This window comes from Corynebacterium callunae DSM 20147, assembly GCF_000344785.1.
In the GTDB taxonomy this organism is placed as follows: Bacteria; Actinomycetota; Actinomycetes; order Mycobacteriales; family Mycobacteriaceae; genus Corynebacterium; species Corynebacterium callunae.
In genome coordinates, this window is the sequence record NC_020506.1 from 1,442,468 (window position 1) to 1,467,376 (window position 24,909).

Here is a 24,909-nt window from a genome sequence, read left to right on the forward strand (position 1 = left end):
TTATACTCGGAACCTATGGCTACCTGGAAAGAAATAACCTCCAACAACCCCGCCCACTCCGAAAACTACGCCCAACGCTGGCGTGATATGAAGGATGCAGGCGAAGACATCTACGGCGAAGCACGCCTTATCGACGCCATGGCACAACGTGGCTCCAAAATCCTCGACGCCGGCTGTGGGCAGGGACGTATTGGCGGATACCTGGCCAACCAAGGACACCACGTCCTCGGTGTAGACATTGATCCCATCCTCATCAACCACGCACGAACCGAAAACCCGCAGGCCCAATGGATTGTTGGTGATCTCTCCACCGACCCCATTCCCGATGACAACTTTGACCTCATCGTCAGCGCCGGCAATGTGATGGGCTTTTTAGCACCAGAAGGGCGCACTCCAGCACTCAAAAACCTGCACAACGCACTATCAACCACCGGTCGCGCCGTTATCGGCTACGGCGCCGGACGTGGCTGGGCCTTTGGAGACTTCCTCACCCAAGCAGAAGAAGTAGGCCTCGAACTAGAAAACGCCTTTGAGTCCTGGGAACTTCATCCATTCACCCCAGATTCCACCTTCCTAGTGGCGGTTTTCACCAAGAAATAACCCTTGTTGCCCCTTTATCGGCAGCGTAGATTAACCACTATGACCACCTCAACAGGGGTAAGCCCGCGCGCAGTAACCGCGCGCGGGCTTAACGTTTCCCTGGGCACCAGACACCGCACTCACATCCTCCGCAACCTCAGCTTCCAGATCGCGCCGGGGGAGATCACCGGACTACTTGGCCCCTCAGGCTGCGGCAAAACCACCCTGATGCGCACCATCGTCGGTGTCCAACGCTTTAGAGGCGAACTAGAGGTTCTTGGTGCCACACCCGGAAGCTCTGCAATTCGCGGCAAAATTGGATACGTCACCCAAAACGCCAGCGTCTACCAAGACCTCAGCGTTAAAGCCAACCTCCGATACTTCGCACAACTCGCCCCACAAACCGCGCTGACCCCGGCACAGATCATGCACACCCTGGAGCTAGACAACTTTGCCAATCGCAAAGTTTCCGAGCTCTCCGGAGGCCAACAAAGCAGAGTCTCACTCGGCTGCGCACTAATCGCCGCACCACACCTATTGGTGATGGATGAACCCACCGTAGGACTAGACCCACTTACCAGAAGCGCCCTCTGGGAAGAATTCCATCACATTGCCCGCGCCGGGGCAGCCCTCATCATCTCCAGCCACGTCATGGAAGAAGCAGCACGCTGCGACAACCTCATCCTCATGCGGGCAGGGCAGATCATCTGGCAGGGAACACCCATCCAACTTCTGGAGAGCACCAAAGCAACCAGCTATGAAGACGCTTTTCGGATAGCAATTGCAGCCACCGCCACCCAGGATCTGCCATGAACCCCACCTACCTCAGGGCCACCATTATCAGGGTGCTAGCTCAACTATTCGCCGATAAACGCTCACTAGCACTCATTCTGCTGGCACCGGTGCTGCTTATGTCCTTATTTGCCTATATGTACTCAGCAGACCCCATCCGCAAACAAATGTTTAACTCCATAGCCACCGTGATGACAGCAGTCTTCCCACTCATGCTCATGTTCCTGGTCACTTCAGTAACCATGCAAAGGGAAAGAAACGCCGGCACCCTAGAAAGGCTCTGGACCACCAAAATCCACCGCTTTGACCTCATCGCCGGATACGCCATCGCCTTCGCAATAATGGCCAGCGCCCAATCACTGATCATGGTGCTCACCCTGCGCTATCTGCTCAACGTAGAAAGCCAAGCCCCCTGGTGGATCTCAACCCTCATCGCAGCCATAACCGGCATCACCGGTGTCGCCCTCGGCCTTCTCAGCTCAGCCTTCGCCAGCAGCGAATTCCAAGCCATCCAAACGCTGCCCTTACTAATCCTCCCGCAATTTTTACTCTGCGGACTATTAATACCTCGGAGTGAACTCCCAACCGCCTTATATTGGATCTCCAATATGCTCCCGCTGTCATATGCAGTAGACGCCGCATTAGGGGCAGCCGATAATGGCGCCGGCACCGACGTTAGTAAAAACATCCTTATTTGCTTCAGCTTTGCCCTGGTCTTCCTCCTGATCGCAGCGTTGTCCATGCCTCGTCAAAGACGCTAGATCAAAGGCGCTAGCAACAGCCACCAGAAATGTGCCCACCAGAAAACCCGGCGCGCACTGCAGTTGTGGCGCGCCGGGTTATTTTAGTATCAGGACTTAAATCCAGCCCACGCGAGTGGCTTGATCAAAGAACTCCAGCTCGTACATAGAGGCGCTCAAAAAGGCGCGTGCAGCTGTTACTCGTTGTGCTGGCCCAGCTTGCTCCAGTGCTTGTTCCACGCGGTTGATTGCGGCTTGGGTGCCGGCAATAAATTCCTCACTGGAATAGGTATCCAACCATGCATGATAGGGGTGGTCAGGGTGATTTTGTGCGGCGAGATTAAGTCCGATCTCGGCATAGAGCCAATAACAAGGTAATACGGCTGCTGCACCGATGACATAATCCTGGTCCATCACGCGAGCCAGCAGGAAATCTGTATAGGCCATTGTGATAGGTGAAGGTGCTGAGCTTTCGGCGTCGTCCTTTCCGCCCAAGTAACTGCGGTGCAATTCAGCTTCCACAATGAGGCATTCCGCAGCGCCCTGTGCCCAGGCCACTTGAGCTGCAGCATCGGGTGCTTTAGCGGAAAGACCTGCTAGGGCGCGGGAATATTGGGAGAGATATTGGGCGTCTTGGTCAATATAAAAGCGGAAGTCACGGGCTGCAAGGGAGCCACTGCCCAAGCCTTTAATAAAGCCTGAGTCATTGATTTTGGCAATAATATCGCCACTTGCTTGCCACAAAGCTGCGGTATATGGACCTGCTGCAGCAATATGGGAGGTTGGGCTTTTAGTTTTAGCCGGTGCAACTAGGGCGTCTGGACCGTTGCCATTTAACCGCGGTTGGCGCAAATGCTCCCAGGGGGTGGTATCGGCAGCTGCAATTAGGCGTCGTTGGGCATGGAAGTGATCAACCGGGCCATTGCCTGATCCCACATGCAGGGCATCGGCACCACGTAGTGCCTCATTAAGCCAACGGGTAGCCCATTCCAAGGCAGACTCAACGGTGTGGCCAGCAGCAATGCGGGTAGCTAAGGCTGCAGAGAGCGAACACCCAGTGCCATGGGTGTTGTGAGTGTGTACTCGCCAATTTTCCACCTCAAAAACCTGGCCGTCGGGATGGACTACGGCATTATCTGCATTGCTGCCTTTAAGGTGACCGCCCTTGACAATGACGGTGGTGTTATAAGCAGCTGCAAATTCTTGTGCTTGGGCAATTGCTGCTTCCAAAGTAGTGGCCGCCGGTTTATCACACAGCACCGCGAGCTCTGGAATATTGGGGGTGATTACATCAACCTGGTGAGCTAATTCCCGCAAAGATTGCTCAGCAGCCGGGTCTAATAGCCGATCACCGCTGGTCGCGATCATGACAGGATCAAGAATCACTGGACCATGTTCCTGGCTTTCCAACCAGCGCGATACCACCGCGATGGTGGCAGCTGAGCCCAACATGCCAATCTTGATGGCATCAACTACAACGTCTGAAAAGACTGAATCAAACTGCTGCTCCAGAAAATCCAGAGGCGGAGTGTGGATCGCGCTGACACCGTGGTTGTTTTGGGCTACCAGGGAAGTAATTGCAGACATACCAAAACCGCCCGCGGCAGCAATGGACTTAAGATCTGCTTGTACTCCAGCTCCACCGGTGGGATCAGTTCCCGCAATGGTAAGAACCCGTGGCACAGCAGGGGAACGATGAGCCCGGAATGTGTGAAGAATTTCTGTTGCCGCCGCTGCCGGAGAAAGTGCTGTCATGATTTCAGAAACCACACAAAGCCCCGAGATGTCAGTTTCGGACAAGTCTGCAGCGTTGTCTAGCTTGACTCCGCCGATAGCCACAGAAGCAATACCAGCACGTTTAGCCAGCGCAGCAATTTCTGCTACTCCGGTTATCCCCAAAGCAGGAGCAGCATCCGGTTTAGTTGCTGTTGCGCGAACCGGGCCGATGCCAATGACATCTGGCAGAGCCACACCTGCGGCTTCACATTGTGCGATAACCTGCTGCAATTGGCTTATATTTTCAATGCTAAGACCCACCATGAGATCTGCTGCCAGGCGCTGACGGGCTTGTACATAGGACATATCTTCTTGTCCAATATGGAGGTGCAATCCAAGTTCTGCCGCGATGTCTACCCGATCATTAACAAATAGCGGCACCTGAAAACGGGAGCAGACTTCTTGAAGTTCTTGTGCATGGGTTCTAAAGAGGTTGTCGTCGACAAGCTTGTCTCTTAGCTGTACCACTGACACCCCGCCCTTAAGGGCGGATTCGACGATGCCGGCTACTTTGTCCGCGCCTCCGCCGAGGTCAGGGTCGGTAACTAGATATAGGGAAAAATCGGTCATTTTAGGCCTCTCGAATGCTGCACAGGGTGGCAATTGTTGCGAAATCTAGCTCATAAAGGGCATCAATAAATGCCACCGCAAAACTGCCTGGGCTAGAACTACGCTGCGCGGCAAGTTGGCCCGCCGCACCAATGTGGGCATGAGCTGCTAAAACAGCGTCGTGGGCGGAGATGTCCGTGCCACGGGTAGCGCCTAGATAAGCGGCGACCAGGGCGCCGAGGGAACAACCTGTGCCAATAACCAATTGCAACATCGGATCGCCGGATCGCAACCAGGTGGTGCGCTCGGTGGAAACAATGAGGTCCTCCGCGCCAGAAACTGCCACCACCGCACCGGTGCGCTGGGCAAGGAGCTGAGCTGCCTCCAGGGCGGCTTCGACGGTGTCGGTGGCATCAACTCCGCGCCCACCGGCGCCCAACCCTGCCAGTGCCACAACCTCGGAGGCGTTGCCACGGATTGCCGTGGGGTGCTTTTCGACGACACCCGCTGCAAATTCTGTACGTTGGGAAAGACCACCAACAGCAACAGGATCCAATACCCACGGTGTACCAGCAGCCTGCGCACCGGCAATGGCATTGTGCATACCTTGATATTGCTCAGTGGAGGGTGTGCCTGGATTAATCAGCACTGCATTGGCAATGCGGGCAAATTCTGCAGATTCTGCTGGAGTATCCACCATGGCTGGTGAGGCTCCCGCGGCAAGCAAAACATTGGCGCTAAATTGCATGACCACGGCGTTGGTCAAACATTGAACCAGGGGAGTGGTTTCTCTCAGGATATTAAGTGCAGATAGATATGAGTCAGCCATATGGGCCATCCCTTCGCTAGTACGAGCTAGAGCAGGTTCAACGGGTCTTATCTCAGCCGCGCTGCACAATGAGCTGCAGCCCGGCACCCCGTGCCTGATAGTTACCCTAGCAAAGGTCCTTGTGGGCGCTGTCACAAGGCACAAAAAAGCGCCTCCTAAGTAATCAGGAGGCGCTTATCTTAGGTCTTTAGAGCTTACTTGGCACCAAAACGGTGGGTGTCGCGCAGCTCGATTGGCTGATCATTATCAGTTGCGTGATCGTTTGCAAGCTTGGAAAGCGCAGTACGAGCGTGCAGCTGCTGGCGGGTGGTAGCCAGGTTCCAACGGTTGCGAGAAGTAGCGTTTAGGCCCCAGCTGATTGCGGAGACAAAACGGTTACGGAAGCCGACGAGGAACATAAGGTGAACTGCCAACCAAAGAACCCAACCGATGAAGCCGGTGACCTCGATCTTGCCCAGCTTCACCACTGCGGAGAAGCGGGAGACAGTTGCCATGGAGCCCTTGTCGAAGTATTCGAATGCTGGACGCTCGGTGTTGGAGCGACCCTCAACCTCAGCGGCGATCTGCTCTGCGACGTACTCGCCACCCTGGATTGCAACCTGTGCAACACCTGGAAGGTTGTTGTAGTTCATCATGTCGCCAACAACGAAGACGTTCTTCTCAGAACCAACGGAGAGGTCGTCGTTAACCATAACGCGGCCTGCGCGGTCGGTCTCAACACCGGTCTGCTCAGCAATGAGCTTGCCCAGTGGGGAAGCTGCCACACCAGCGGACCAGATCTTGCAGAAGGACTCGATGGTGTGCTCTTCGCCGTCCTTGGTCTTGTAGGTGACGGACTTAGCGTCAACATTGGTAACCATAGCGTTCAGGCGAACGTTAACGCCGATCTTCTCCAGGGTGCGCTGTGCATTGCGGCCCAGACGCTTACCGAATGGTGGCAGCACCTGAGGAGCACCATCAAGAAGGATGATCTTTGCGGAGTTGGTGTTGAAGTTCTTGTACTCACCAGCAAGGGTGCGGTGAGCCATTTCAGCCAACTGGCCAGCCAGCTCAACACCGGTAGGACCTGCACCGACAACAACGAAGGTCAGCAGGCGCTCGCGCTCAGCTGGATCTTCACAGATCTCTGCACGCTCAAAAGCGCCGACAATGCGAGCACGCAGCTCAAGTGCGTCATCGATGGACTTCATGCCTGGAGCGAACTCTGCGAAGTGATCGTTGCCGAAGTAAGACTGGCCAGCGCCAGCGCCCACGATAAGAGAGTCATATTCAAAGACGCGGGTGTACTCGCCGAGGGAAGCGGTCACAGTCTTGGACTCGGTGTTGATATCGGTAACTTCACCCTTGATAACGTTGACGTTTTCCTGCTTAGCAAGGATCTGTCGGGTGGAAGGTGCGATCTCACCGGAAGAAAGGATGCCGGTTGCCACCTGGTACAGCAAAGGCTGGAAGAGGTGGTGGTTGGTACGGTCAATCAGAGTGACATCGACGTCGGCCTTGGCTAGGTTTTTAGCAGCGAAAAGGCCACCGAAACCAGAACCGATGACGACGACGTGGTGACGGCCGCCTTCGGGGCGGGATGGGTTTACTGACATAGTTGTCAAAGTCTCCTGATCGTTTTGTACAGATGAGAGTCTGCGCTGAGTTTGCAGTTGTTTGGGCGCTGCCATAAAAAGAAGTGGCGCGTACCTGTTAAACAATAGTCCTTCCCACGGAAACAAACAGGATCGGGTCTAAATTCACTGTCTGTTAGGCAGAAATTGTGTGGTATTCGCACTCACTTTGAACCAGTATGCCCTTAAAGATGAGATATGTCACGTCTATTTTGAAGACTTCTAGAGATGTCTTTCTAATGTTTATTTCGACGCGCCTGCGCCGGAGTTTAGCTAAGCACAAGTACACTGCATGAGAGATAATTTTCTTAACTTTTGGTCTTGTGAATTTATGCCCTCGGAGGTGCACAAAACGTATGGTAGAGGCACGTTTGCGCCATCTGGAATCAATTGATATCGAACAGTGGCCGGGAGTGGCTACGGTACCGGCCTCCGCATTCATTGCAATACGTGCTCGCCAAGCCGAAGCGAGGTTCGCCAAAGCATGTGAAAACGCGGGTTTGGTATTAGTTGGAAATGCGCCCGATCTCACAATTGACCATGAAGAGTTATTTTCGCGTCTTGCCACCACTGGATGGCTCGGTCTTGCCGAAAGTTATATGGCAGGCGAGTGGCGTACAGAGAAGCTTTCCGATGTTTTGGTTGCGTTATTAAGCGTGGGTTATCGCCCGCGGGGCCGACTTAGTTCCGCCTTCCATCTGCCTGGTCAACAAGTAGATAATGGCGGCGCACTGCCACATGAACTAATCCGGCTCAGTTCTGGGGACGGCATGAGCGCCTTTGGCGGAATTTTTGCCTCAGGAGTGCCAACCACTTTAAGAACTGCGGTAAAGAGCTTTGTGCCAGGTGCTGGTCGTAATAGGGAACCCGGTACCCACTTTGTGGATATCACGCGGATCTCGGATCCTGTTGCGGTGGAAAGAGATGACCTTGGTGAAGCCCAGCGACGTGCAGTGGCCACCCTGCTTGATAGTGCCCGAGTTAAAGCTGGATCCCATGTACTGGAGTTTCCTAGCAGCGGCGGGGCAGTGGCAATCATGGCGGCGCGTCGACAAGCAACGGTTGATTCCCTCACTGCTGACCCCCAGCAGATTCGTGGACTGCAGGAAACCTTGGTTCTAGCCGGCGTGGAAAATGACGTCCAGGTGGAGGTTATCCCGCAGGCAATCCCTACCCAACGAGATTGGCAAGGGCACTATGACTCCATTGTGTCCATGGAAAAACTAGAGGTGGTTGGCGCATCCGGAGCCAAGCGATATGTGCGCAGCTTGGACCGCCTTTTGACCACAGGTGGTCACGTAGCATTGCAATCTTTGGTGGCTACCGAGCAATTAGGAGTGGTGGGTACTGAGGCAATTTCAATGCTTAAGGCCTATATTTGGCCAGCGTTGAAATACCCCACGGTGGAAGATGTCCATCAGCTGGTGGACCGTGAATCCTCCTTGCGAGTAGTAAAAGAAACCCATTTTGCAGGCCACTATTTAAGAAGTGTGCAATTGCAGCGGGAGGTTTTTGAGGGCCAATCGCGAGAAGCAGCAGCAGATGGCTTTGATGCCGTCTACCGCCGCATGTGGATTTATCACTATGCCTTGATTGAAGCCTTGTTAAGACTGGGCTGTCTAGATGCCGTGCAATTTGCTTTAACCACCCGGAATCGACGCGGGCGTCGCTAGTTTAAAAAACTAGCGACGCCCGGTGTTTAAGACTTTAGAGTTTAGACCTCGCGGAGATCGTTGCTCTTATTTTCCTTCATGGTCAATACTGCCACGAAGGTGATCGCAGTGACGATGATGAGGTAGATGCCCACCTGGGCAACACCATAGGAAGAAACCAACCAGGTAGCGATAAATGGAGCAATCGCAGCGCCCAGGATGGATGAAACATTGTAGGCAATTCCGGAGCCGGTATAACGCACATTGGTGGGGAAGAGCTCTGGAAGAATAGCCGACATTGGTCCAAAGATCAGACCCATGATGGACATTCCAACTGCTAAGAAGATAAACACAGAGGTATTGGAAGCAGTAGCTGGATCCAGGAACAGGCTAAATGAAGCGCCGAAGATCAGCAGCAAAATGGATGCCAGGATCAAGGTGTTGCGACGACCCCAAACGTCAGCTAACCAGCCAGAAATTGGGATCATGATGGCGAAGAAAACAATGGTGCCCAACTGCAACTGCAGGAACTCAAAATAAGGGATGGAAAGTCCAAGTCCCTTGCTGCGATCGCCAATGCCGTAGGAGAGAATCCACGTGGTCACCAGGTAGAACAAGGTGTAAGTGGACAACATGATGAAAGTTGCTTGAACCAGTGGTCCGGTTGACGTCTTAAACAGTTCCTTTAACGGAGACTTAACGCGCTTACCCTGATCAACAGCCTGCTTGAACACTGGAGTTTCCTCCAGGGAGAAACGAACCCACAGGCCAATGGCAATCATGATGGCAGATGCCAAGAATGGCAGGCGCCAGCCCCAAGACATAAAGGCACCTTCAGCATCGCCGGTCTCATGAGCCAGGACGGCTACCAGAATGAGGAAGAATCCATTGGCAATAAAGAAGCCGAATGGTGCACCTAGCTGAGGCCACATGGCGGCACGTGCGCGGTGGTTGTTCTCAGCATTTTCGCCAGCGAGCAGCGCGGCACCAGACCATTCACCACCAAGGCCCAAGCCCTGGCAAAAACGCATCAAGGCCAGCAGTGCTGGAGCGACGATGCCAACTTGTCCATAGGTTGGCAACAAGCCAATAAGAACGGTGGCGATGCCCATGGTCAACAAGGAGCCAATCAGCGTTGCTTTACGTCCAATGCGGTCACCAAAGTGTCCAAAAAGAATCGAGCCCAGCGGGCGTGCAATGAAGGCCAGACCGAAGGTGGCAAAAGAAGCCAGCAGGTTGACAGTGGGATCTTCGTTCTTTGGGAAGAACAAGGTGGGGAACACGGCAACTGCTGCGGTGGCATAGACGTAGAAGTCATAGAACTCAATGGTGGTGCCAATTGTGGACGCCGCTGCGACTTTACGCTTTGTCTTCTTATCGATGACAAATTTTTCTTGATTGCCATGATCAACTGCAACAGCTGATGATGGAGTGTTATCGGCTGGCAAAGCAGCCGATGAGTCCTGAGACATGATTTTTACTCGCCTAACACCTACTCATACGGATAAATACTCTTGTGATGTTTCCACAGCGTTTTCCGAGAGTCAATCTCACCATTTGGACTATTTAATCTCACGATCTCAGTAAGTGGGATATTCCTTGGTAAATCATGGAAAATTCCGGGGAAAATAGGCAAAAGAAACCTCCTTGCCGTAGCTACGGCAAGGAGGTTAAAAGGGGCGAGGATTTAATTGCTAGGCACTACTGGAGGCAAGCTTGACCAGGGGAAATTAATCCACTTTTCGGTTTCGCGCCATTTATAGTCAGGCTGGAAAGTGCTATTTGGCTTTTGGTAAATCACGGCAGTTCGAACTTCCTCAACGTGATCACCAAGGAAGTCCCGCACCAATTCCAGGGTCTTTCCGGTATCTGCAACATCATCGGCAACCAGGATGCGCATGCCGGTGAGATCAACAGCTTTGGGGGTTGGAGGGATCATCATTGGTTCTTCCAGATGCTCGCCAATATCGGTATAAAATTCCACATTCATCACTGAGACATTTTTGATGCCCAGTGCGTATCCTAAAGCTCCGCCAATGAGCAGTCCGCCGCGTGCAATCGACAACACACAATCGGGCTGATAATCATCAATAATTTCTTGGGCTAGCTCACGAATCGCAGTTCCAAATTGCTCATAGGTGAGAACCTCGCGTTCCTCTGTCATGCTTACTCATCTTAACCGTTTGTTAACCAACTGCGAGAACCAGGCTAAAAACCACGCTTTTCGACGAAAAACCGGACCAAATCTCACATGAAAGTTGATTTTCTCCCCGAGTTCATTAGAATGTCAAGGCAACAACTTCCAATCGAAGGGGAGTAGTTCCATACAAGGCCACAACACCTTGTGGGAGGCATGAACGACATACTGGTGTGTTTGAACCACACCCGGCATGCCACCTAATCTGCATACATCGGATTAGGCGAACGAGACCTTCGGCGTAATCATTCGCCGGGGTCTATTTTTTATGCCCAGGCACGGTCCCAAGGAGAACCATGCCCCTTGTTCAAGTCTTTTTGCTGTCTTTAGGCGTTTCCGCAGACGCCTTTGCCTGTTCTATTGTGCGCGGCACTGTCATTCGCGTAAACCTGCTTAAACGAGCTTTGGTGCTCGCTGCAGTCTTTGGCTTTTTTCAAGCAATCATGCCCCTTATTGGCTGGGTAATCGGCTATTTCTTTAGTGGAATTACCGTCATTGCAGCTATTGATCACTGGATTTCCTTCACTTTGTTGGCCGTTGTCGGAATCAAAATGCTGTGGGATGCTTTTCATGGCGAAGATGATGAAGAAGTCATTGACGATGGTCGGATCCAGCTACGTCCAGCCGTGATCATGGGTTTTGCCACTAGCATCGACGCTTTGGCGGTTGGCATGAGCTTGGCCTTTGTAGAAGTCTCAATTATTAACGTGGCCCTTGCTATGGGTGTGATTACTTTTATTATGTCTCTTGCTGGCGCTTGGATGGGCCATCATGGAGCTGGCAAATTAGGACGCTGGGCAACTGTTATTGGCGGACTAGTACTGATTGGAATTGGTGCCAATATCGTTGTCGAGCATGTTTTCGGCTAAAAACAAGGTCCTCAGCGCCACAGGCCGCGTCGAAAAGCGCCCTTAATCCCTACTTCTATCAGGAAACTTTCAGCAGTCGGGGAGACCCTGGGCAGTTCTATGGGATAGAGTAGAGCGGATACTAAATGGGATTAATGAATGTGGGAAGGTGGGAGACTGCACGTGAGTCTTTCAAATAAAGCTAAAGGAATTGTCGCAGCGATCATCGTGATCTGGATTGTGGCCATGGCAGGAATGGTGGCCATCGCGTCCAGCAACTCCGCAGAAAAGACCTTTGCCAACGCTGGAGCCTTGGAATCAACGGTTGCCGGCATTGATGCACAAGGCCTTAATGTCACTGCAGTTGCCTTGGCCGATATCTACGGTGAAGAGTATGTCTCTGCGGCAATTCTGTGTGAGGGAACTCCCACCGCAGACCTCGAGGCAGCTTATGGCGTAGACCTTTCCAGCCTCAACCTTGATGAGTCCGGCGTTGCCGCTGGTTCCTCTTATTTGGCCTTGCAGAAGCAAGATGGCCAGATCGACTACGACAAGATCGATCGCGCTAACGTTGATCTCTGTGCAACTCCTTTGAGCGGCGCTTTCAATGCTTATTCTTTGATGCCACTGGCAAAGGTTGGCGAGAACGCTTGGGCACTGGCTGCCTAAGAATTTCTTAGCGTCTTAGATTTAGAACCTCCGCATGGTGCGGCTCATAGCTTTTCAAAGTTATCGGCTGCACCGCGTGGAGGTTTTAGTTTTATTTTGTCAGTGTGACGTAAGGAGTGGGTTCAACAGTCGGGGCAAAACGGGGAGCTCAGAACCTCGCTGGGGATTTATCGCCAGTTTTATGAGAATCCCAGGCGCTGGACTGCCTAGGTGTCCAGCGCACTCAAAATGGCGTCTCCGATTTGGTCAATCAAATCTAAAGCCTTAGGGATTGGTAGGCGTTGATCTTGGAATTTCTAATGGATCCTGCATTCCTGAGTTCTCACATGGTTTAGGGGCGGTACAATACTCAACGTGCTGTAGGAAATTCTGGCAGGCGCCGATTATCCAGCAAGCGTGCCGAGCAGAAACCCCGGCAGTAAATGGGGCAATGTGTTGCAGGCCGGATATCAGAGCTCACTGGGCTTAAAGTGTCCGGCGGGGTATGAGTCCCCAAGAATAAAATGACATAATGTACATTATCGGACAATTACTGATAAAGCTGGGACTGGTAAATTGATGCCCATGACTGAACTCGCTGACTCCACCTTGGCAACTCTCCAAGAACTTGCCGATGACAAAATCTTGGCCGTCAATCAACGCCACGGCGACGAGCACGCCGTTAACCTCACCAAGCTGCGCGGCGTTGCCAAAGAACTTAAAAAGAATCAGCCACTAGCTATTGAGCTTTGGGATTCTAATGACTCTGCCGCCAGATTGCTCAGTCTGCTTATCTGCAAGCCGAAGGAATTTAACGCCGACGATCTAAACTCCATGCTGCATGAGGCGCGCACACCTAAGGTCACTGATTGGCTGATTAACTATGTGGTGAAAAAACATCCAGCCTGGGATGAACTCCGCCTGCGCTGGTTGGAAAATTCTAATCCCGATGTGGCCGCTGCCGGCTGGTCCCTAAACACTCACGCCATCCTTAAGAAGCCTGAGGCTTTGGATATTGATAACCTCTTAGAGGTCATTGAAGGTCAGATGCGAACTGCCGCGCCTCGCCTGCAATGGTCAATGAACGAATGCTTGGCGCAAATTGGTATCAAGTTGCCGGAATTTCGGGAACGTGCCATAGAAATCGGCGAACGCTTAGAGGTTCTCAAAGATTATCCGACACCGCCTAATTGCACCTCTCCATTTGCCCCAATTTGGATTAAAGAAATGGTCAAGCGCGAGACCTCCTAGCCACCTTTATTTTGTCACACTGACAAAATAATATGTACCCTCAGCTGCACTTATCTGAAACCTCTAAAAAGAAAAATGTGAGAAATCGTGACCCTAGCCCAATTGGAGAAGCCTGCTCCAACCGGCGTTTTAGCCTCCTTTAAATTTGCCTTTTCCACTCCCCAAAGGCTGCGCACTGAGGTGCTCGCAGGCCTTGTTGTTGGGCTTGCACTTATTCCTGAATCTATTGCCTTTTCAGTACTCGCCGGCGTCGATCCTCGAATGGGACTTTTTGCCTCCTGCATAATGGCAATGACCATAGCTTTTACTGGCGGTCGTCCTGCAATGATTTCAGCGGCCACCGGCGCTGTGGCGCTGGTGATTGCGCCCGTCGTCAAGCTCTATGGAGTTGATTATTTCCTTGCCACCATTATGCTGGCAGGAATTTTCCAAATCGCGCTTGCCATATTGGGCGTGGCAAAATTAATGCGGTTCATTCCGCGTTCTGTCATGCTCGGATTTGTAAATGCGCTGGCAGCGCTGGTTTTTATGGCACAACTCCCCCACCTTTTTAACGTTCCGTGGATGGTCTATCCGCTTTTTGCCGCCGGCATCTTGATCATGCTGGGCTGGCCGAAGCTCACCAAGGCAATTCCAGCACCGTTGATTGTGATCATTGCATTGACGGCGCTGGTGTGGATCTTTAATATCTCAATCCCAAATGTTGCTGACCAGGGAGAATTACCTCAAACACTGCCAGAATTTATACTGCCACAGGTTCCATTAAACCTAGAGACGCTGAGCATTATCACACCTTATGCATTGGGAATGGCCTTGGTGGGACTAATGGAATCATTGCTAACCGCAAAGCTTGTCGACGATATCACCGAAGTTCATTCCAATAAATCGCGCGAAGCTGCAGGTCAGGGCATTGCTAATATTCTCACGTCCCTTTTGGGAGGCATGGGTGGTTGCGCAATGATCGGCCAAACTATGATCAATGTGAAAAACTCTGGTGCACGCACTCGCCTCTCCACCTTCCTCGCCGGTGCATTTCTCTTGATTTTGGTGGTGGTGCTGGGAGATATCGTGGGGAAAATTCCGATGGCAGCGCTTGTCGCCGTGATGATCATTGTGGCCATAGATACCGCGGATTGGCACTCACTCAGCCCACGGACCTTGCGTCTTATGCCACTGAGCGAAACCTTGGTCATGGTGGTAACTATTGTGGCAACCTTGGGCACCAGTAATTTGGCCATCGGAGTTATCTCTGGAGTCCTAACCGCGATGGTCATGTTTGCGCGCCGTGTTGCTCATTTAGTAAGCGTTGAACACTCTTCATCTGGCGGCATAAGCACCTACGCAGTTAAAGGGCAGCTATTTTGGGCGTCTTCAAATGATCTGGTTTATAGCTTTAATTATTCAGATCCTGCTGCGGAGATCATCATTGATCTCAGTGCTGCAGAAATTTGGGATGCCTCCACGGTGGCCACCTTGGATAGCATTATTCAAAAATACAAAGCACGTGGCAAAAAAGTCGGCATAATTGGACTTGATGGTCCCAGCCTTGAGCGTTTGGAAAAGCTCACCGGAAAATTGGGCTAAAGCCACGACATAGAGAAAGGTCCTGTGAGACTGCACATTATTGCAGTCTCACAGGACCTTAAGCAATTTTTAGTTATGGAATTGGTAGAACTTCAGCGGTGAAGTTTCCGGATCCATCGCTGATCCAGTTGATTACAGCCTTAGTAAAGCTCTGGGTCCATCCATTATCGGTTTCTTTTTCAGGAGCAGTTGGAACACCAAACTCAGAACTAAAACCGCCACCGTTGATCCAGGTTTCAGCGATCTTACCAACCAAAGGCTGGGTGCTACCTTCCTCAGAGTTAACGATGTAGCCCTCTGGATAGGTCACCAAAAGCTCGCCATTAGGGCCTTCTTCAGACTTTTCTGGAACGGTGAATTCAGCATTCTCTGCTGCAATGACAACATCAGTTGGCAGCATCAACATTGAACCATCAGCTGCTTCAACCTCAGTGGTCTCGGCACCTGCGCCGGTTCCATCGCTAGCAGTTTCACTTGCAGCTTCGCTGCTGGAGGATTCGGAACCCATGCTGCTGGTTGCAGAGCTCACGGCAGATCCAGCGGCACTGGTTGCAGAGCCAGCCGCGCTGGTGGCTTCGCTTGCAGCGTCTTCCGCCTGGGAGCATGACGCGAGTCCAATAGACAAAGCAACAGCTGCAGTGCCGGCTAGGATTCGGTTGCGCAGTGGTTTATTGTTCAGGTTCATCTCGATCTGCCTTTCTTGTGGGCTATCTGATTTCCCCATTGTGCTTGGAAAAAATATCTAATTGCCACAAGTCGGCAAAATCTTATGCTTATGGTGACCCACTTGTTACCTTAATGAAATATAAGAAAAGTATAATAGACACTTATATTTTGTCTTTCAACAGCAAAAATGCGCCTTCTGCCTTTCTAAAGTGCAAAACACTAAAGGAAAAGCAAGAAGACGCATTAGCTATAAAAAAGACGAATCGCTATTTTTCGCTCTGGGCCTTTGTTTTATAGGCAGTCACCAATTGCCACACGGTAACCAATGTAAGAAGAAGGCCAATCACGGCCAGGATCCACATGGAATCCCACACCATAAAAGCGGTGAAACCAATAATTACGATCAACCGAAACCACAGGGCTGGGATCATTCGAGCAGCCATCATCAGTTATTTCTCCAAAGCAATTCGGACGTTAATCTGACCGGTCTCACTGATCTTTGCTGCTACAAACTCCGGTGTTTCTACGCCGTAGTCCAAGCGATTGATATCAATATCAGAGGCCACAATAGCCTGTTCACCGGTACGCAACACGTCAAAGGTCGGAGCAACGTCTTTGGTGACACCATGCACAGTTAATTTACCTGGAATAACTACCTGAGCGACCGTACCGGTATCTGGGATCTGGGAGAGATCTACTGCCTGGGTTACTTCAAAGGTGGCTTCGGGGAATTGTTCGGTGTGGAAAAGCTTCATGCGGACGTTAATATCGCGCTTTTCTTGATCGGTGGAAATGTTGGTCATATCCACAGTGATCAAACCAGAGCTAAGGGTATTATTTTCTACCACAACATTGCCGCTGACATCCGGGGTGGAACCAGAAGTAATCTTTTCTTCGCCAGGCAGAATTTCTGCAAAGGTAAAGCCCGCTGCTGAAGTGTTTGGAATGCTGCCGGGTACAACTTCCCACTCGCCGTTGAAATCAGTGGAGGCCGGAGCCGCGCCATCGGCGTGGATACCATCGGTATGCAGACCTGGACCCATGATGAGCTTATAAAGCACTGGGCCAACTGCAAGGGATGCTAGACCAACAATGGCGATCACAAAAACCGTGATAATCAAGGCGCGATACTTAATGAGTGGACTTTGCGCCTCTGGGTGGGAAGCGTTAGTTTGTGTGTTGCTCATGACCTCAACTTTTCAATATTTCGAGCCAATTCCACCATCTCCCGACAGAGGAAGGAGATTTCATGGGGGTCTTCCCCATCTTTAACGGCAGTAGCAATATCCTCGGCTGCACACCTTAGCTCAAAGAGTGAATCTTTAAGTTCACTGGCACGCTCGGGAGACATAATGACGGCCTCAGCGGGAATAGTCGTACCGGAGACATTGTTGCGCTGTTCATAGGCACGTTGTCTGCAAGCTTGGCTACAGTACTTCCGAGGTCGCCCACGACCTGTGGAGGCGAAGTCTTTACCGCACCAGGAACAGGTTGGTACCTGCTGGTTTGGAGTTAAATTCTGCACCCACATTAGCTTAGTCCATTGTTACGTATACAACGATTCTAGGGTTTTCGCTATACTTAAAGTCTGATCACATTTCAAGTGCACCTGCTGGGAGGCGGCGTGTAGTGTTTTTGACCCTCCGGGTAAACTATGTGAGAAATAATCTTTTGCGGCTTACTTGAAGGTCGCATTCTAAGGCAAAGGACTGATACCTAGATGGCAGATCGCGTTCTTCGTGGCAGCCGCATGGGCGCCGTGAGCTATGAGACGGACAGGGACCACGATTTGGCTCCACGCCAGCTCGTGAAGTACAGGACCGAAGACGGAGACATCTTTGAGGTTCCCTTCGCTGATGACGCGGAGATTCCTGAAGAGTGGATGTGCAAAAACGGTAAATTGGGCACCCTCATGGAGGGCGAAGGCGTTGAGTCTAAGCCAATTAAGCCTCCACGTACCCACTGGGATATGTTGCGCGAGCGTCGCACCATTGAAGAACTTGATGTGTTGCTAGAAGAGCGCATCGAGGCACTTCGTAAGCGTCGTCGCAATGCTGCAAAGCTACTCAAGGCTCAGCAAGAGGCTGAAGAAGCTGAAAAGGCTGCTGAATAAGCACAGCATTAAATAAAGCTAAAGCTCATCCCCACACCCTAAAGGTGTGGGGATGAGCTTTTTTAAACCCCGCCCCTAACCGTGAAGGCTGAGGGCGGCGTCGACAAGCGGTTTTTTAAAGCCAAGTGTTCTGCTTTTTGAAGTGATTCCACTCGTATTTAGCCAGGCCGGACATTTCTTTAAGCAATTCCTTGGCCTGCTCACCACGGTGGTTCAGACCCCACTTGGTGACCTCGAGGAGAGAATCCTTAACAAAGCTGCCATCCAACTTGGACTCACCGATTTCACGCTCGGTGAAGGTAATTGGCACCTCGCGGACATCAAAGCCCAGTTCAACCGCACGATAAGCAATTTCAACCTGGAAGATATAACCAGCGTTTGAAAGCTCATCAAGTGGCAAAGCCTCAAGCAGCTCACGACGGAACGCACGGTAGCCAGCGGTCATATCGGACAGACCAGCGCCGAGGGCAAGGTTGATATAAACATTGCCGCCCTTAGATAGCAGCCAGCGATTCTTTGGCCAGTTCACAACGCGGCCACCTGGTACGTAACGGGAACCGATGACCAAATCAGCGCCATTGGCAACTTCCTCGAGCAAAAGGTGCAACTGTTCTGGAGCGTGGGAGCCATCGGCATCCATCTCACAAAGCACGCTGTATTCGCGCTCTAGGCCCCATGCGAAGCCGGCCATATACGCAGCGCACAAGCCACCCTTGCCCTCACGGTGCATAACGTGAATCTGAGAATCAGCTGCAGAAAGCTCATCTGCGCGCGCGCCGGTGCCGTCCGGGGAATTGTCGTCAACGATCAAAATATCAACCTCAGGAGCGGAGGTACGTAGCCGATCGACGATCAAGGGCAGATTTTCCAGCTCGTTATACGTTGGAATAATCACCAGCGTTGAAGCATCTGCTGCCTGGTTACTCATCTAGGTTGGCCTCCTTGGCCCCAGAAGGGGCTGATAAATGAACAAAATACGCCTTTTAAGAAGCAATAAAAAAGCTTTTAAGCTTTTCGACGGCTCCCTGCCGCCTTCTTCGCACCAGTCCGCTGCGTCCGAGTTTGGGGTTTTTCGCTGTAGTGGATTTCTTTGAAGTAGAAATACCAGCGCGGGACGAGGAAAAAGCGGTGCTTCGAAGGGCAACAATTCCAGCTAGAACTCCAATGATAACCAAGACCAATTCAACATAGAAACCGGCCACCGCTGCAATGGTGACAGTTTGCTTTACCGGGATCTCTTGAGTCAGGGTTGCAGACTCAAAAATCTTGGTCTGTTGGGCCACCGAACCATCAGGGTTAATGATGGCCGAAACACCGGAAGTAGCTGCGACAACAACAGCACGATCAAATTCAATTGCGCGCATTCTGCTCATTGCCAATTGTTGGTATGTCATGTTGGTAAAGCCAAAGGTGGCGTTGTTGGTGGGTGTGGCCAAAAACTCGGCACCATTGGCAATAGCATCACGCCCTGCCCTATCAAAGGCAACTTCATAACAGGTTTGAATACCTACTGTGACTGCTCGCCCCAATTTGGCGGCATTCATACTTACCGTTCCGGTGCCATCTCCTGGCTGGAAGTTTCCAGCTGCATCAACATAGGAAGAAAAGATGCGAAAGAATTCGCGGAAAGGCATATATTCGCCAAAAGGCTGCAGGAATTTTTTATAGTGATAATCCCCTGCTCCAGATTCTGGATCAAAAACCTGCATAGTGTTACGCGGACCCACTTCGTCCTGGGTGATGGTACCCACCAAAATAGGGGCCTGCGCATGATCAACAGCCTTGTTAATCAGGGTTTGTGCTTGGGTATCCAAAAAAGGATTAACATCTGAAGAATTTTCCGGCCAAATCACCACATCAACCTGATGATCTAATTTGAGGGTTTCTCGGGTGTGATTAGCCAGGACTGCACGCCGCTGGGCATTAAAGTCCAATCCCATCCGTGGGACGTTGCCCTGGATAGCTGCAACCTCAATGTTCTCGGTGCTGGTTCCGGCACGGTCTACATATAGCGAACCCAATGCGCCAAATACAATGACCATGGCGCATACGAGCGCACCTTGAAGGCGCTTTTTGCTAATAAATACCAACGCCAATCCAACTGCAGCCAACACCGTCAGGCAAGTTACCAGCGCAACTCCGCCAAAGGCTGCCATATTGGCCAAGGGTCCATTAATTTGTCCCCACGCCAGACGACCCCAAGCAAACCCTCCAAAAGGCCAGTTAGAGCGCAAATATTCCACAGCTACAAACCAAGCGGGGAAAAGGTAGGCACCCCACTTTTTCCAGCGGCTTAGAGCTACGCCGCCAAGGCCCAGAGCAATGGAATACAAGGCCTCGACCACAGCGAGCGCGATATAGGGCAAATTGCCCACAAACTCCCCGATCCATGGCAAGAGGAAAAGGTAGGTCACCAAGCCATGGGCAAAGCCCAGCGACATACCCTGTTTGAGGGTGGGTGCTTGGGAGAGTCTTTCCAATAGAGGAATCGGGTCATTCTTTTTGCGGCGCTTTTTAGCAGAGGATATTTCCCAGGGTGCTAAAGATGCATAAAAAAGAGCTATTCCTATGATTCCGGCCCAAAACCAACCGATTGGCTCATAGGAGCCATAAACAAAAAGCCCGCCCAACATTGCGAGGGCGAGGCGAATAGCTAGAGTCACTTATCCCCACCGTGGTTTTTATCATCAGTGGAAGATCCTGGATTGCCAAAATCTTCTGGCTTAACATGCGAGGTCCATTCTTGGATTTCGTCCTCGTCAATAACGATGGGTCGTTGTGGGTTTTGGGAAGGGTGGTTGCTGGCATCAGGGAAGTTACCAAAGCTGCCATAGGAAGCGTGGGTCCGGTATCCATTAACAGCTTCGAAGCCTCGGACGCCGAGGTTTTCAATGGCACTGCGAAGCTTCTTGGCCAATAGCTTGCGGAATAGCGCACGGGTGGGCGGAAGAATAAACAGTAGGCCGATGATGGAGGTTACAAAACCGGGCATGGCTACCAAAATGGCACCGGCTGCGGTCAAGCCGATATTGCCCGCGATGGCACCGGCACTTCCGGCTCCGGAGGCTTGATGCTGGGCTGCGGCCTTACTAATGCGCTGCATTTCCAGGCCGGCCAAAAGAAGTCCGACAATAAAGAAAAGAGCTAGTAGACCAAAAGCCCAACCAAGACCGAGCCACATGACGACACCGATAAAGGCGAGGATTTCAACTATGAAATATGGGATTGCTATTACTGCTGGCACCCGCCCTACACTACCCTTTTGTCCTGACACGCTCAGTAGTAAGTAGCGCGAGCGGTGGTTTATCAGGGGGTGAAATTGCCCAGACGATCGATAAGCCATCCGGAATAGATATTGAGATGCCGGTAATAGGGGCCAAAGTGGTTAAGGCCAGTGCGTCCAGGGACCCGTGGAGCATGAGATTCATACCAGGTGATATCGCTACCGGCAGCTGCCCAATCATCTCTGAGTTGCCGAAGCGGTTCAATGGGGATCACATCATCGTGGATGGATCCCCAAAGCAACACGGGCATCGAGGGCGCAGTCTTGCCTAATTTTTGGCGTTCAAATTCAGCCAGCACGGTTGGGAGATCATCAAGGACGTCATCGAGTGCTTTGCCAGACGTCGTCCACTGATTTGAGCGCCGGTAGCCACTGTGCAGCAAAGTACCGCCCGCGCAGCTGGCTACATTGCTTAGAACCTCTTTAATTCCACGGGAATTGAGAGTGGGCATAATTTCTTCATAAAGTTCGGCGGAACTGGCGCACAGTCCGGCGACAGCATAGGCAATAACTCCGGAAAGCAGTCCCCCATCCACGGTGCGTAAAACTTCAAAGAGGTCAGTGGGTGGAGCACCAACGACTGCTGCGCGCGGAATGACATCGGGGGCATAATTCCTTAATTGGGTAGCCCAGCCAATCGCACCGCCGCCTTGGGAAAAGCCCCACAGCCCCAGCGGGGCCTCGGGTGAAATGCCGAGGGTACGCGCGGCGAGGACCGCGTCGAAAAGCGATTTAGCAGCGGCAATGGAATCGCAGTAGTACTGCACGCCGGCGCTGGGATCGCGAGGATAGTCGATAAAGACAATATCGATGCCTTGGGCGAGGAACCATAAAATAACAGGGAGTTCATAGGCAAAAATGGCGTCAAAAGGGCGGTCGTAAAAGATATTGAGGCCGATAGCGCAGGTATGGGAGGGATCGCAATGCGCGGCCACTCCCTGAGTGGAGGGTGCCATCGCAATCACCGGTCGTGGGCCGTGTGGCCATGGTTGTTGGGAAAAGAGCACGCCACCGGTCGCAGTAATGGATCTACCTGCGGAATCACCGCTGATATATTCGATGCGGTAGCAACTTGCGGGGTTTAACTCCCCCATGGTTCCCAAGACATTAAGCGGTGCGGCATTGACCAAGGTGCCGTGGTTAATGCCACCAGTGCGCACCGGAGCACCGAAATCCGGGACATCCTCCGGCGGACTTTGCCTGCCGGGACGGGTACTTTTACCAAGCACTCGTCGCATTACCGCGGTGCTGCCCTCAGCCAAGAGCGGGCTGAGGCTGCGGTGGAGGTTGCGTGTCACCCCGGCGCGAATGATGCGCCGGGGTTGCAGAATCTGATATCCACTTGCAGTCGCTGCCATGAGGACAGAATACTAATTTCCGATGCTAGCGGTCTAGGATTTAAGCCCATGTCTAGCAATGATGGTGCTTTTTCCTTTCAGCATGTTTATTCCGCAGCGGATGGTTTTGTCGGGCGGATGCATTTTCCAGGTGGTCTGGTTGCATCGTCTGTCTGGGCGGACTTGGCTGAGTTTGCCGAGCAGCACGGTGATGGTTTTGTGCACTTGACCTCGCGGGGCAATGTGCAGGTGCGTGGGCTGAAGCAAGCGCCTGAGGTGCGCGGCGGTGCTCAGGTCTTGGCAACTCCGGGGCATGCTGAGTTGGCGACGTTGGCCACCGAGCTTGCTGGCGCGGTGCGCCAGGATATTGTAATCGGGTTGGATGGCGGTCACGGTGAGATCTTAAGGTTGCGGCCTGATATTGGGCTGGTGCTTATCGACGAAACCCGCATGCAAGTGGTGGACGCAAGCTTGAATGCTGGCCCTATTGTGGATGTTGCGCAGGTCAATGAGGTGGTTTCTGGGATTGCTGCTGCTATGCCGCCTGAGTTTAGTGGTGCGGCGGTGGAGTTACCGGTGGCAGTTGGCCATTCAGCACCTATTGGATGGCTGGAGGATAAGTCTTCCGAGCTGGTGGCTTTGGGAGCGGGTGTGCCTTTAGGGCGCATGGACGCGCGTTTATCGCGGTTTTTGGCAGCCATCGAAGTTGATATCACGGTCACGCCGTGGCATTCCCTCTATATCCCGAATTTGCCAGCTGGGGTTGCTGAGCAAGTGGTAAAGGTTTTGGCTCCTATGGGGCTTATTTTTGACGCGCAGTCTCCGTGGCTGCGAGCTTCTGCATGTATTGGTGCCCCTGGTTGTTCCCATGCGTTGGCTGATGTGCGTGGAGATTTACTCTCTGCGGTTGCTAGTGGCCAGTTGGAGGTAAATTCTCCGGTGTATTTTGCTGGTTGTGCCAAACGTTGTGGTCATCCGCGCCGGGCCCATGTGGAATATCAGGCCACGGCTGAGGGGGACTATGAGATCTTCGAGCGATCTTAATTAGCTGTTGTTTAGATGCTGCTTGGGCTTAGTGGTTTGGTTGCGCGCCATTGAGTAACGCTTAAGGTTTCCGCCGTGTGGGAGCTACCCATAGTGAAGGATTTAAGTACTCCGCCATAGTGTGCGTGGAATTCCTCTAGCTTGGCTATTTCTTCCTTGTTTACGGCACTGGCCACCATGGTTCCGCCCGGTTTGAGCACCATCCACGCGGTTTCGGTAATCAACTCATTGAGGATCGCTTTGCCAAGGTAGATTGCATCCGGGCTAGCGGCGTCTGGTCCGGTGTTATAGCGAATGTCTTTAAGTGCCTTTGCATTGAGTGGCGTGGCATGGACAACTTTAAGCCATGGCACACCAGCTGCCGTGGCGGTGCGAGAAATTTGGGCAGCTCTATCTGCGGTTGCTTCAAAACAGATCGCACGTGCTCTTGTCCTGGTGCCGCCACTAGTACTTAGTCCGAGGACTCTTAGCCATTCAATGGCGATTGTGCCGGTGGGTTCGCCGACAGACCACAGGGTATCGCCTGGAATAGGTTTGAGTGCTGCGATGGTCATAGCCCGTAGGTCAGGATCGAGCAGGGTGGCTTCTTTGTCCACTTCCCCATAGTCGGCACCGGGTACGAGGGAGCGCTTGTGTTTTGGCGCATCGGGGGCTGGCTCGATGGCTATTACATTAAGGGCCGACACTGGTGCTGGAGGCTGTGCTGCTGTGCCGATAGAGATCTCTTCATCACTGCTGCCCAAGTCACTCAGCACCGTAATGCGCATGGTTCCTTGTCCCCTGGCGTTGAGCAATTCTGCAATTGCGGGTGCGCTAAATTCATCCTTGCCCAATACAAGAAAACGTGCGCCTGAATCGATAAAAGGAATAAGCGTTTCAACGGGGTCTGTTGCGAGCGAGGCGATAAGAGTGCGCTCTAATGGCCAACCAAGTCGTGCACATGCCAGGGAGGCTGAGGATGGTGCTGGGATTATTTCTAGGCGTTGCATTCCCAGGGCCTTGACTAAGGCGGGGCCAGCCCCAAAAAATAGTGGATCCCCAGATGCTAAAACTGCAACGTGGCGGCCATTAAACCCTTTGAAGAGGCTTTCCAAGTCTGGGTGTTGCGGTGCTGGCCAGGGATGACGTTCTGCATGGAGAGATTCCGGCAGAATATTAAGCTGACGCCAGGATCCAAGAATTACTTCGGCATTGCGCAGCGCGGTTTGAGCCTTAAGGCCTAGTTCTTCAAAGCCTCCAGCTCCAATGCCAATGAGCACGATGGTGTCCTGTGGGCCTTTGGGCTGGGTAGATGGTGCAACCTCAGGATTAAAATTTTCACCTACCACCCCGAACCGCGGTTGTGCGGTGGGGTGTGTAGGTTCTGGTGCAGACATCGGCTGGCTCATAAGTCCGATTCTATACGCGC

General features: G+C 52.3%; 24 protein-coding genes and 1 riboswitch. Of the genes, 10 read left to right on the plus strand and 14 right to left on the minus strand.

The annotated features are described in order from the left end of the window. The first annotated feature begins 15 nt into the window (after nucleotides 1-15). The 3 genes from H924_RS06765 to H924_RS06775 are packed head-to-tail and all read left to right on the plus strand — an operon-like array spanning nucleotide 16 to nucleotide 2,132. Entirely contained in the window at nucleotides 16-600 is a 585-nt protein-coding gene (locus tag H924_RS06765; RefSeq protein WP_015651214.1) for a class I SAM-dependent methyltransferase, read from the plus strand. Between the two features lie 39 nt (nucleotides 601-639). Continuing rightward, nucleotides 640-1,392 (plus strand): ABC transporter ATP-binding protein, encoded by a 753-nt coding sequence (locus H924_RS06770; RefSeq protein ID WP_015651215.1) that lies wholly within the window; start codon nucleotides 640-642, stop codon nucleotides 1,390-1,392. Beyond that, nucleotides 1,389-2,132, plus strand: coding sequence for an ABC transporter permease (locus H924_RS06775; protein ID WP_015651216.1), 744 nt, complete (start codon nucleotides 1,389-1,391; stop codon nucleotides 2,130-2,132). Before H924_RS06770 ends, H924_RS06775 begins: the two co-directional genes overlap by 4 nt. 96 nt (nucleotides 2,133-2,228) lie before the next feature. Here H924_RS06775 and H924_RS06780 read toward each other — a convergent pair whose 3' ends face one another. From H924_RS06780 to H924_RS06790, 3 genes are all read right to left on the minus strand, one after another. Further along, on the minus strand, nucleotides 2,229-4,457 hold the full coding sequence (locus H924_RS06780) for a bifunctional hydroxymethylpyrimidine kinase/phosphomethylpyrimidine kinase (RefSeq protein ID WP_015651217.1): 2,229 nt from the start codon (nucleotides 4,455-4,457) through the stop codon (nucleotides 2,229-2,231). 1 nt (nucleotide 4,458) lies between these two features. After that, nucleotides 4,459-5,265, minus strand: coding sequence for a hydroxyethylthiazole kinase (gene thiM / locus H924_RS06785; RefSeq protein ID WP_015651218.1), 807 nt, complete (start codon nucleotides 5,263-5,265; stop codon nucleotides 4,459-4,461). Beyond that, a riboswitch (TPP riboswitch) is annotated at nucleotides 5,256-5,366 on the minus strand. Its footprint overlaps the gene before it by 10 nt. A 93-nt stretch (nucleotides 5,367-5,459) precedes the next feature. Further along, the gene (locus tag H924_RS06790; RefSeq protein ID WP_015651219.1) at nucleotides 5,460-6,860 is read right to left on the minus strand and encodes an NAD(P)/FAD-dependent oxidoreductase; all 1,401 of its coding nucleotides are present in this window, start codon (nucleotides 6,858-6,860) and stop codon (nucleotides 5,460-5,462) included. A 374-nt stretch (nucleotides 6,861-7,234) separates the two neighbouring features. On the opposite strand from H924_RS06790, the gene H924_RS06795 reads away from it, so the two are divergent. Beyond that, nucleotides 7,235-8,551 carry a class I SAM-dependent methyltransferase gene (locus H924_RS06795; RefSeq protein ID WP_015651220.1) on the plus strand — a complete coding sequence of 439 codons (1,317 nt, stop codon included), beginning with the start codon at nucleotides 7,235-7,237 and terminating at the stop codon, nucleotides 8,549-8,551. Between the two features lie 41 nt (nucleotides 8,552-8,592). Here the strand turns inward: H924_RS06795 and H924_RS06800 are convergent, their stop codons facing one another. After that, on the minus strand, nucleotides 8,593-10,002 hold the full coding sequence (locus H924_RS06800) for an MFS transporter (protein ID WP_015651221.1): 1,410 nt from the start codon (nucleotides 10,000-10,002) through the stop codon (nucleotides 8,593-8,595). A gap of 215 nt (nucleotides 10,003-10,217) precedes the next feature. Continuing rightward, nucleotides 10,218-10,694 (minus strand): phosphoribosyltransferase, encoded by a 477-nt coding sequence (locus H924_RS06805; protein WP_015651222.1) that lies wholly within the window; start codon nucleotides 10,692-10,694, stop codon nucleotides 10,218-10,220. Nucleotides 10,695-11,023: 329 nt separating this feature from the next. On the opposite strand from H924_RS06805, the gene H924_RS06810 reads away from it, so the two are divergent. The 4 genes from H924_RS06810 to H924_RS06825 all read left to right on the plus strand — a co-directional run bounded on the left by H924_RS06810 (nucleotide 11,024) and on the right by H924_RS06825 (nucleotide 15,058). Next, entirely contained in the window at nucleotides 11,024-11,596 is a 573-nt protein-coding gene (locus H924_RS06810) for a manganese efflux pump MntP (RefSeq protein WP_015651223.1), read from the plus strand. Between the two features lie 162 nt (nucleotides 11,597-11,758). Further along, on the plus strand, nucleotides 11,759-12,244 hold the full coding sequence (locus H924_RS06815; RefSeq protein ID WP_015651224.1) for a hypothetical protein: 486 nt from the start codon (nucleotides 11,759-11,761) through the stop codon (nucleotides 12,242-12,244). Nucleotides 12,245-12,808: 564 nt separating this feature from the next. Beyond that, nucleotides 12,809-13,474, plus strand: a complete 666-nt coding sequence (locus H924_RS06820; protein WP_015651225.1) for a DNA alkylation repair protein — start codon at nucleotides 12,809-12,811, stop codon at nucleotides 13,472-13,474. Between the two features lie 87 nt (nucleotides 13,475-13,561). Continuing rightward, nucleotides 13,562-15,058, plus strand: coding sequence for a SulP family inorganic anion transporter (locus tag H924_RS06825; protein WP_015651226.1), 1,497 nt, complete (start codon nucleotides 13,562-13,564; stop codon nucleotides 15,056-15,058). A gap of 73 nt (nucleotides 15,059-15,131) precedes the next feature. Here the strand turns inward: H924_RS06825 and H924_RS06830 are convergent, their stop codons facing one another. The 4 genes from H924_RS06830 to H924_RS06845 form a co-directional block, all read right to left on the minus strand. Next, the gene (locus H924_RS06830; RefSeq protein ID WP_015651227.1) at nucleotides 15,132-15,743 is read right to left on the minus strand and encodes an LGFP repeat-containing protein; all 612 of its coding nucleotides are present in this window, start codon (nucleotides 15,741-15,743) and stop codon (nucleotides 15,132-15,134) included. Between the two features lie 247 nt (nucleotides 15,744-15,990). After that, nucleotides 15,991-16,170: a hypothetical protein gene (locus tag H924_RS06835; protein WP_015651228.1), complete on the minus strand. Its 180-nt coding sequence runs from the start codon at nucleotides 16,168-16,170 to the stop codon at nucleotides 15,991-15,993. A 3-nt stretch (nucleotides 16,171-16,173) separates the two neighbouring features. Further along, nucleotides 16,174-16,911, minus strand: coding sequence for a YceI family protein (locus H924_RS06840; RefSeq protein WP_015651229.1), 738 nt, complete (start codon nucleotides 16,909-16,911; stop codon nucleotides 16,174-16,176). Next, nucleotides 16,908-17,255 carry a hypothetical protein gene (locus tag H924_RS06845; protein WP_015651230.1) on the minus strand — a complete coding sequence of 116 codons (348 nt, stop codon included), beginning with the start codon at nucleotides 17,253-17,255 and terminating at the stop codon, nucleotides 16,908-16,910. Before H924_RS06845 ends, H924_RS06840 begins: the two co-directional genes overlap by 4 nt. Before the next feature lie 189 nt (nucleotides 17,256-17,444). Between H924_RS06845 and H924_RS06850 the strand changes: the two genes are divergently transcribed. Next, the gene (locus tag H924_RS06850; RefSeq protein ID WP_015651231.1) at nucleotides 17,445-17,837 is read left to right on the plus strand and encodes an RNA polymerase-binding protein RbpA; all 393 of its coding nucleotides are present in this window, start codon (nucleotides 17,445-17,447) and stop codon (nucleotides 17,835-17,837) included. 115 nt (nucleotides 17,838-17,952) lie between these two features. On the opposite strand, the gene H924_RS06855 is transcribed toward H924_RS06850, so the two are convergent. The 4 genes from H924_RS06855 to H924_RS06870 form a co-directional block, all read right to left on the minus strand. Next, the gene (locus tag H924_RS06855) at nucleotides 17,953-18,765 is read right to left on the minus strand and encodes a polyprenol monophosphomannose synthase (protein ID WP_015651232.1); all 813 of its coding nucleotides are present in this window, start codon (nucleotides 18,763-18,765) and stop codon (nucleotides 17,953-17,955) included. A gap of 55 nt (nucleotides 18,766-18,820) precedes the next feature. Next, on the minus strand, nucleotides 18,821-20,500 hold the full coding sequence (gene lnt / locus H924_RS06860; protein WP_015651233.1) for an apolipoprotein N-acyltransferase: 1,680 nt from the start codon (nucleotides 20,498-20,500) through the stop codon (nucleotides 18,821-18,823). Further along, a complete protein-coding gene (locus H924_RS06865; protein ID WP_015651234.1) occupies nucleotides 20,497-21,081 on the minus strand; it encodes an FxsA family protein in 585 nt (194 codons plus the stop codon). The genes lnt and H924_RS06865 overlap by 4 nt, the downstream gene beginning before the upstream one ends. A gap of 62 nt (nucleotides 21,082-21,143) precedes the next feature. Further along, on the minus strand, nucleotides 21,144-22,478 hold the full coding sequence (locus tag H924_RS06870) for a lipase family protein (protein WP_015651235.1): 1,335 nt from the start codon (nucleotides 22,476-22,478) through the stop codon (nucleotides 21,144-21,146). Between the two features lie 48 nt (nucleotides 22,479-22,526). Here H924_RS06870 and H924_RS06875 point away from each other — a divergent pair, with 48 nt between their 5' ends. Next, complete coding sequence (locus tag H924_RS06875; RefSeq protein WP_015651236.1) at nucleotides 22,527-23,501, plus strand: hypothetical protein; 975 nt, start codon at nucleotides 22,527-22,529, stop codon at nucleotides 23,499-23,501. Nucleotides 23,502-23,512: 11 nt separating this feature from the next. Here the strand turns inward: H924_RS06875 and cbiE are convergent, their stop codons facing one another. Beyond that, entirely contained in the window at nucleotides 23,513-24,889 is a 1,377-nt protein-coding gene (cbiE, locus tag H924_RS06880) for a precorrin-6y C5,15-methyltransferase (decarboxylating) subunit CbiE (protein ID WP_029703331.1), read from the minus strand. Nucleotides 24,890-24,909: the final 20 nt, after the last annotated feature.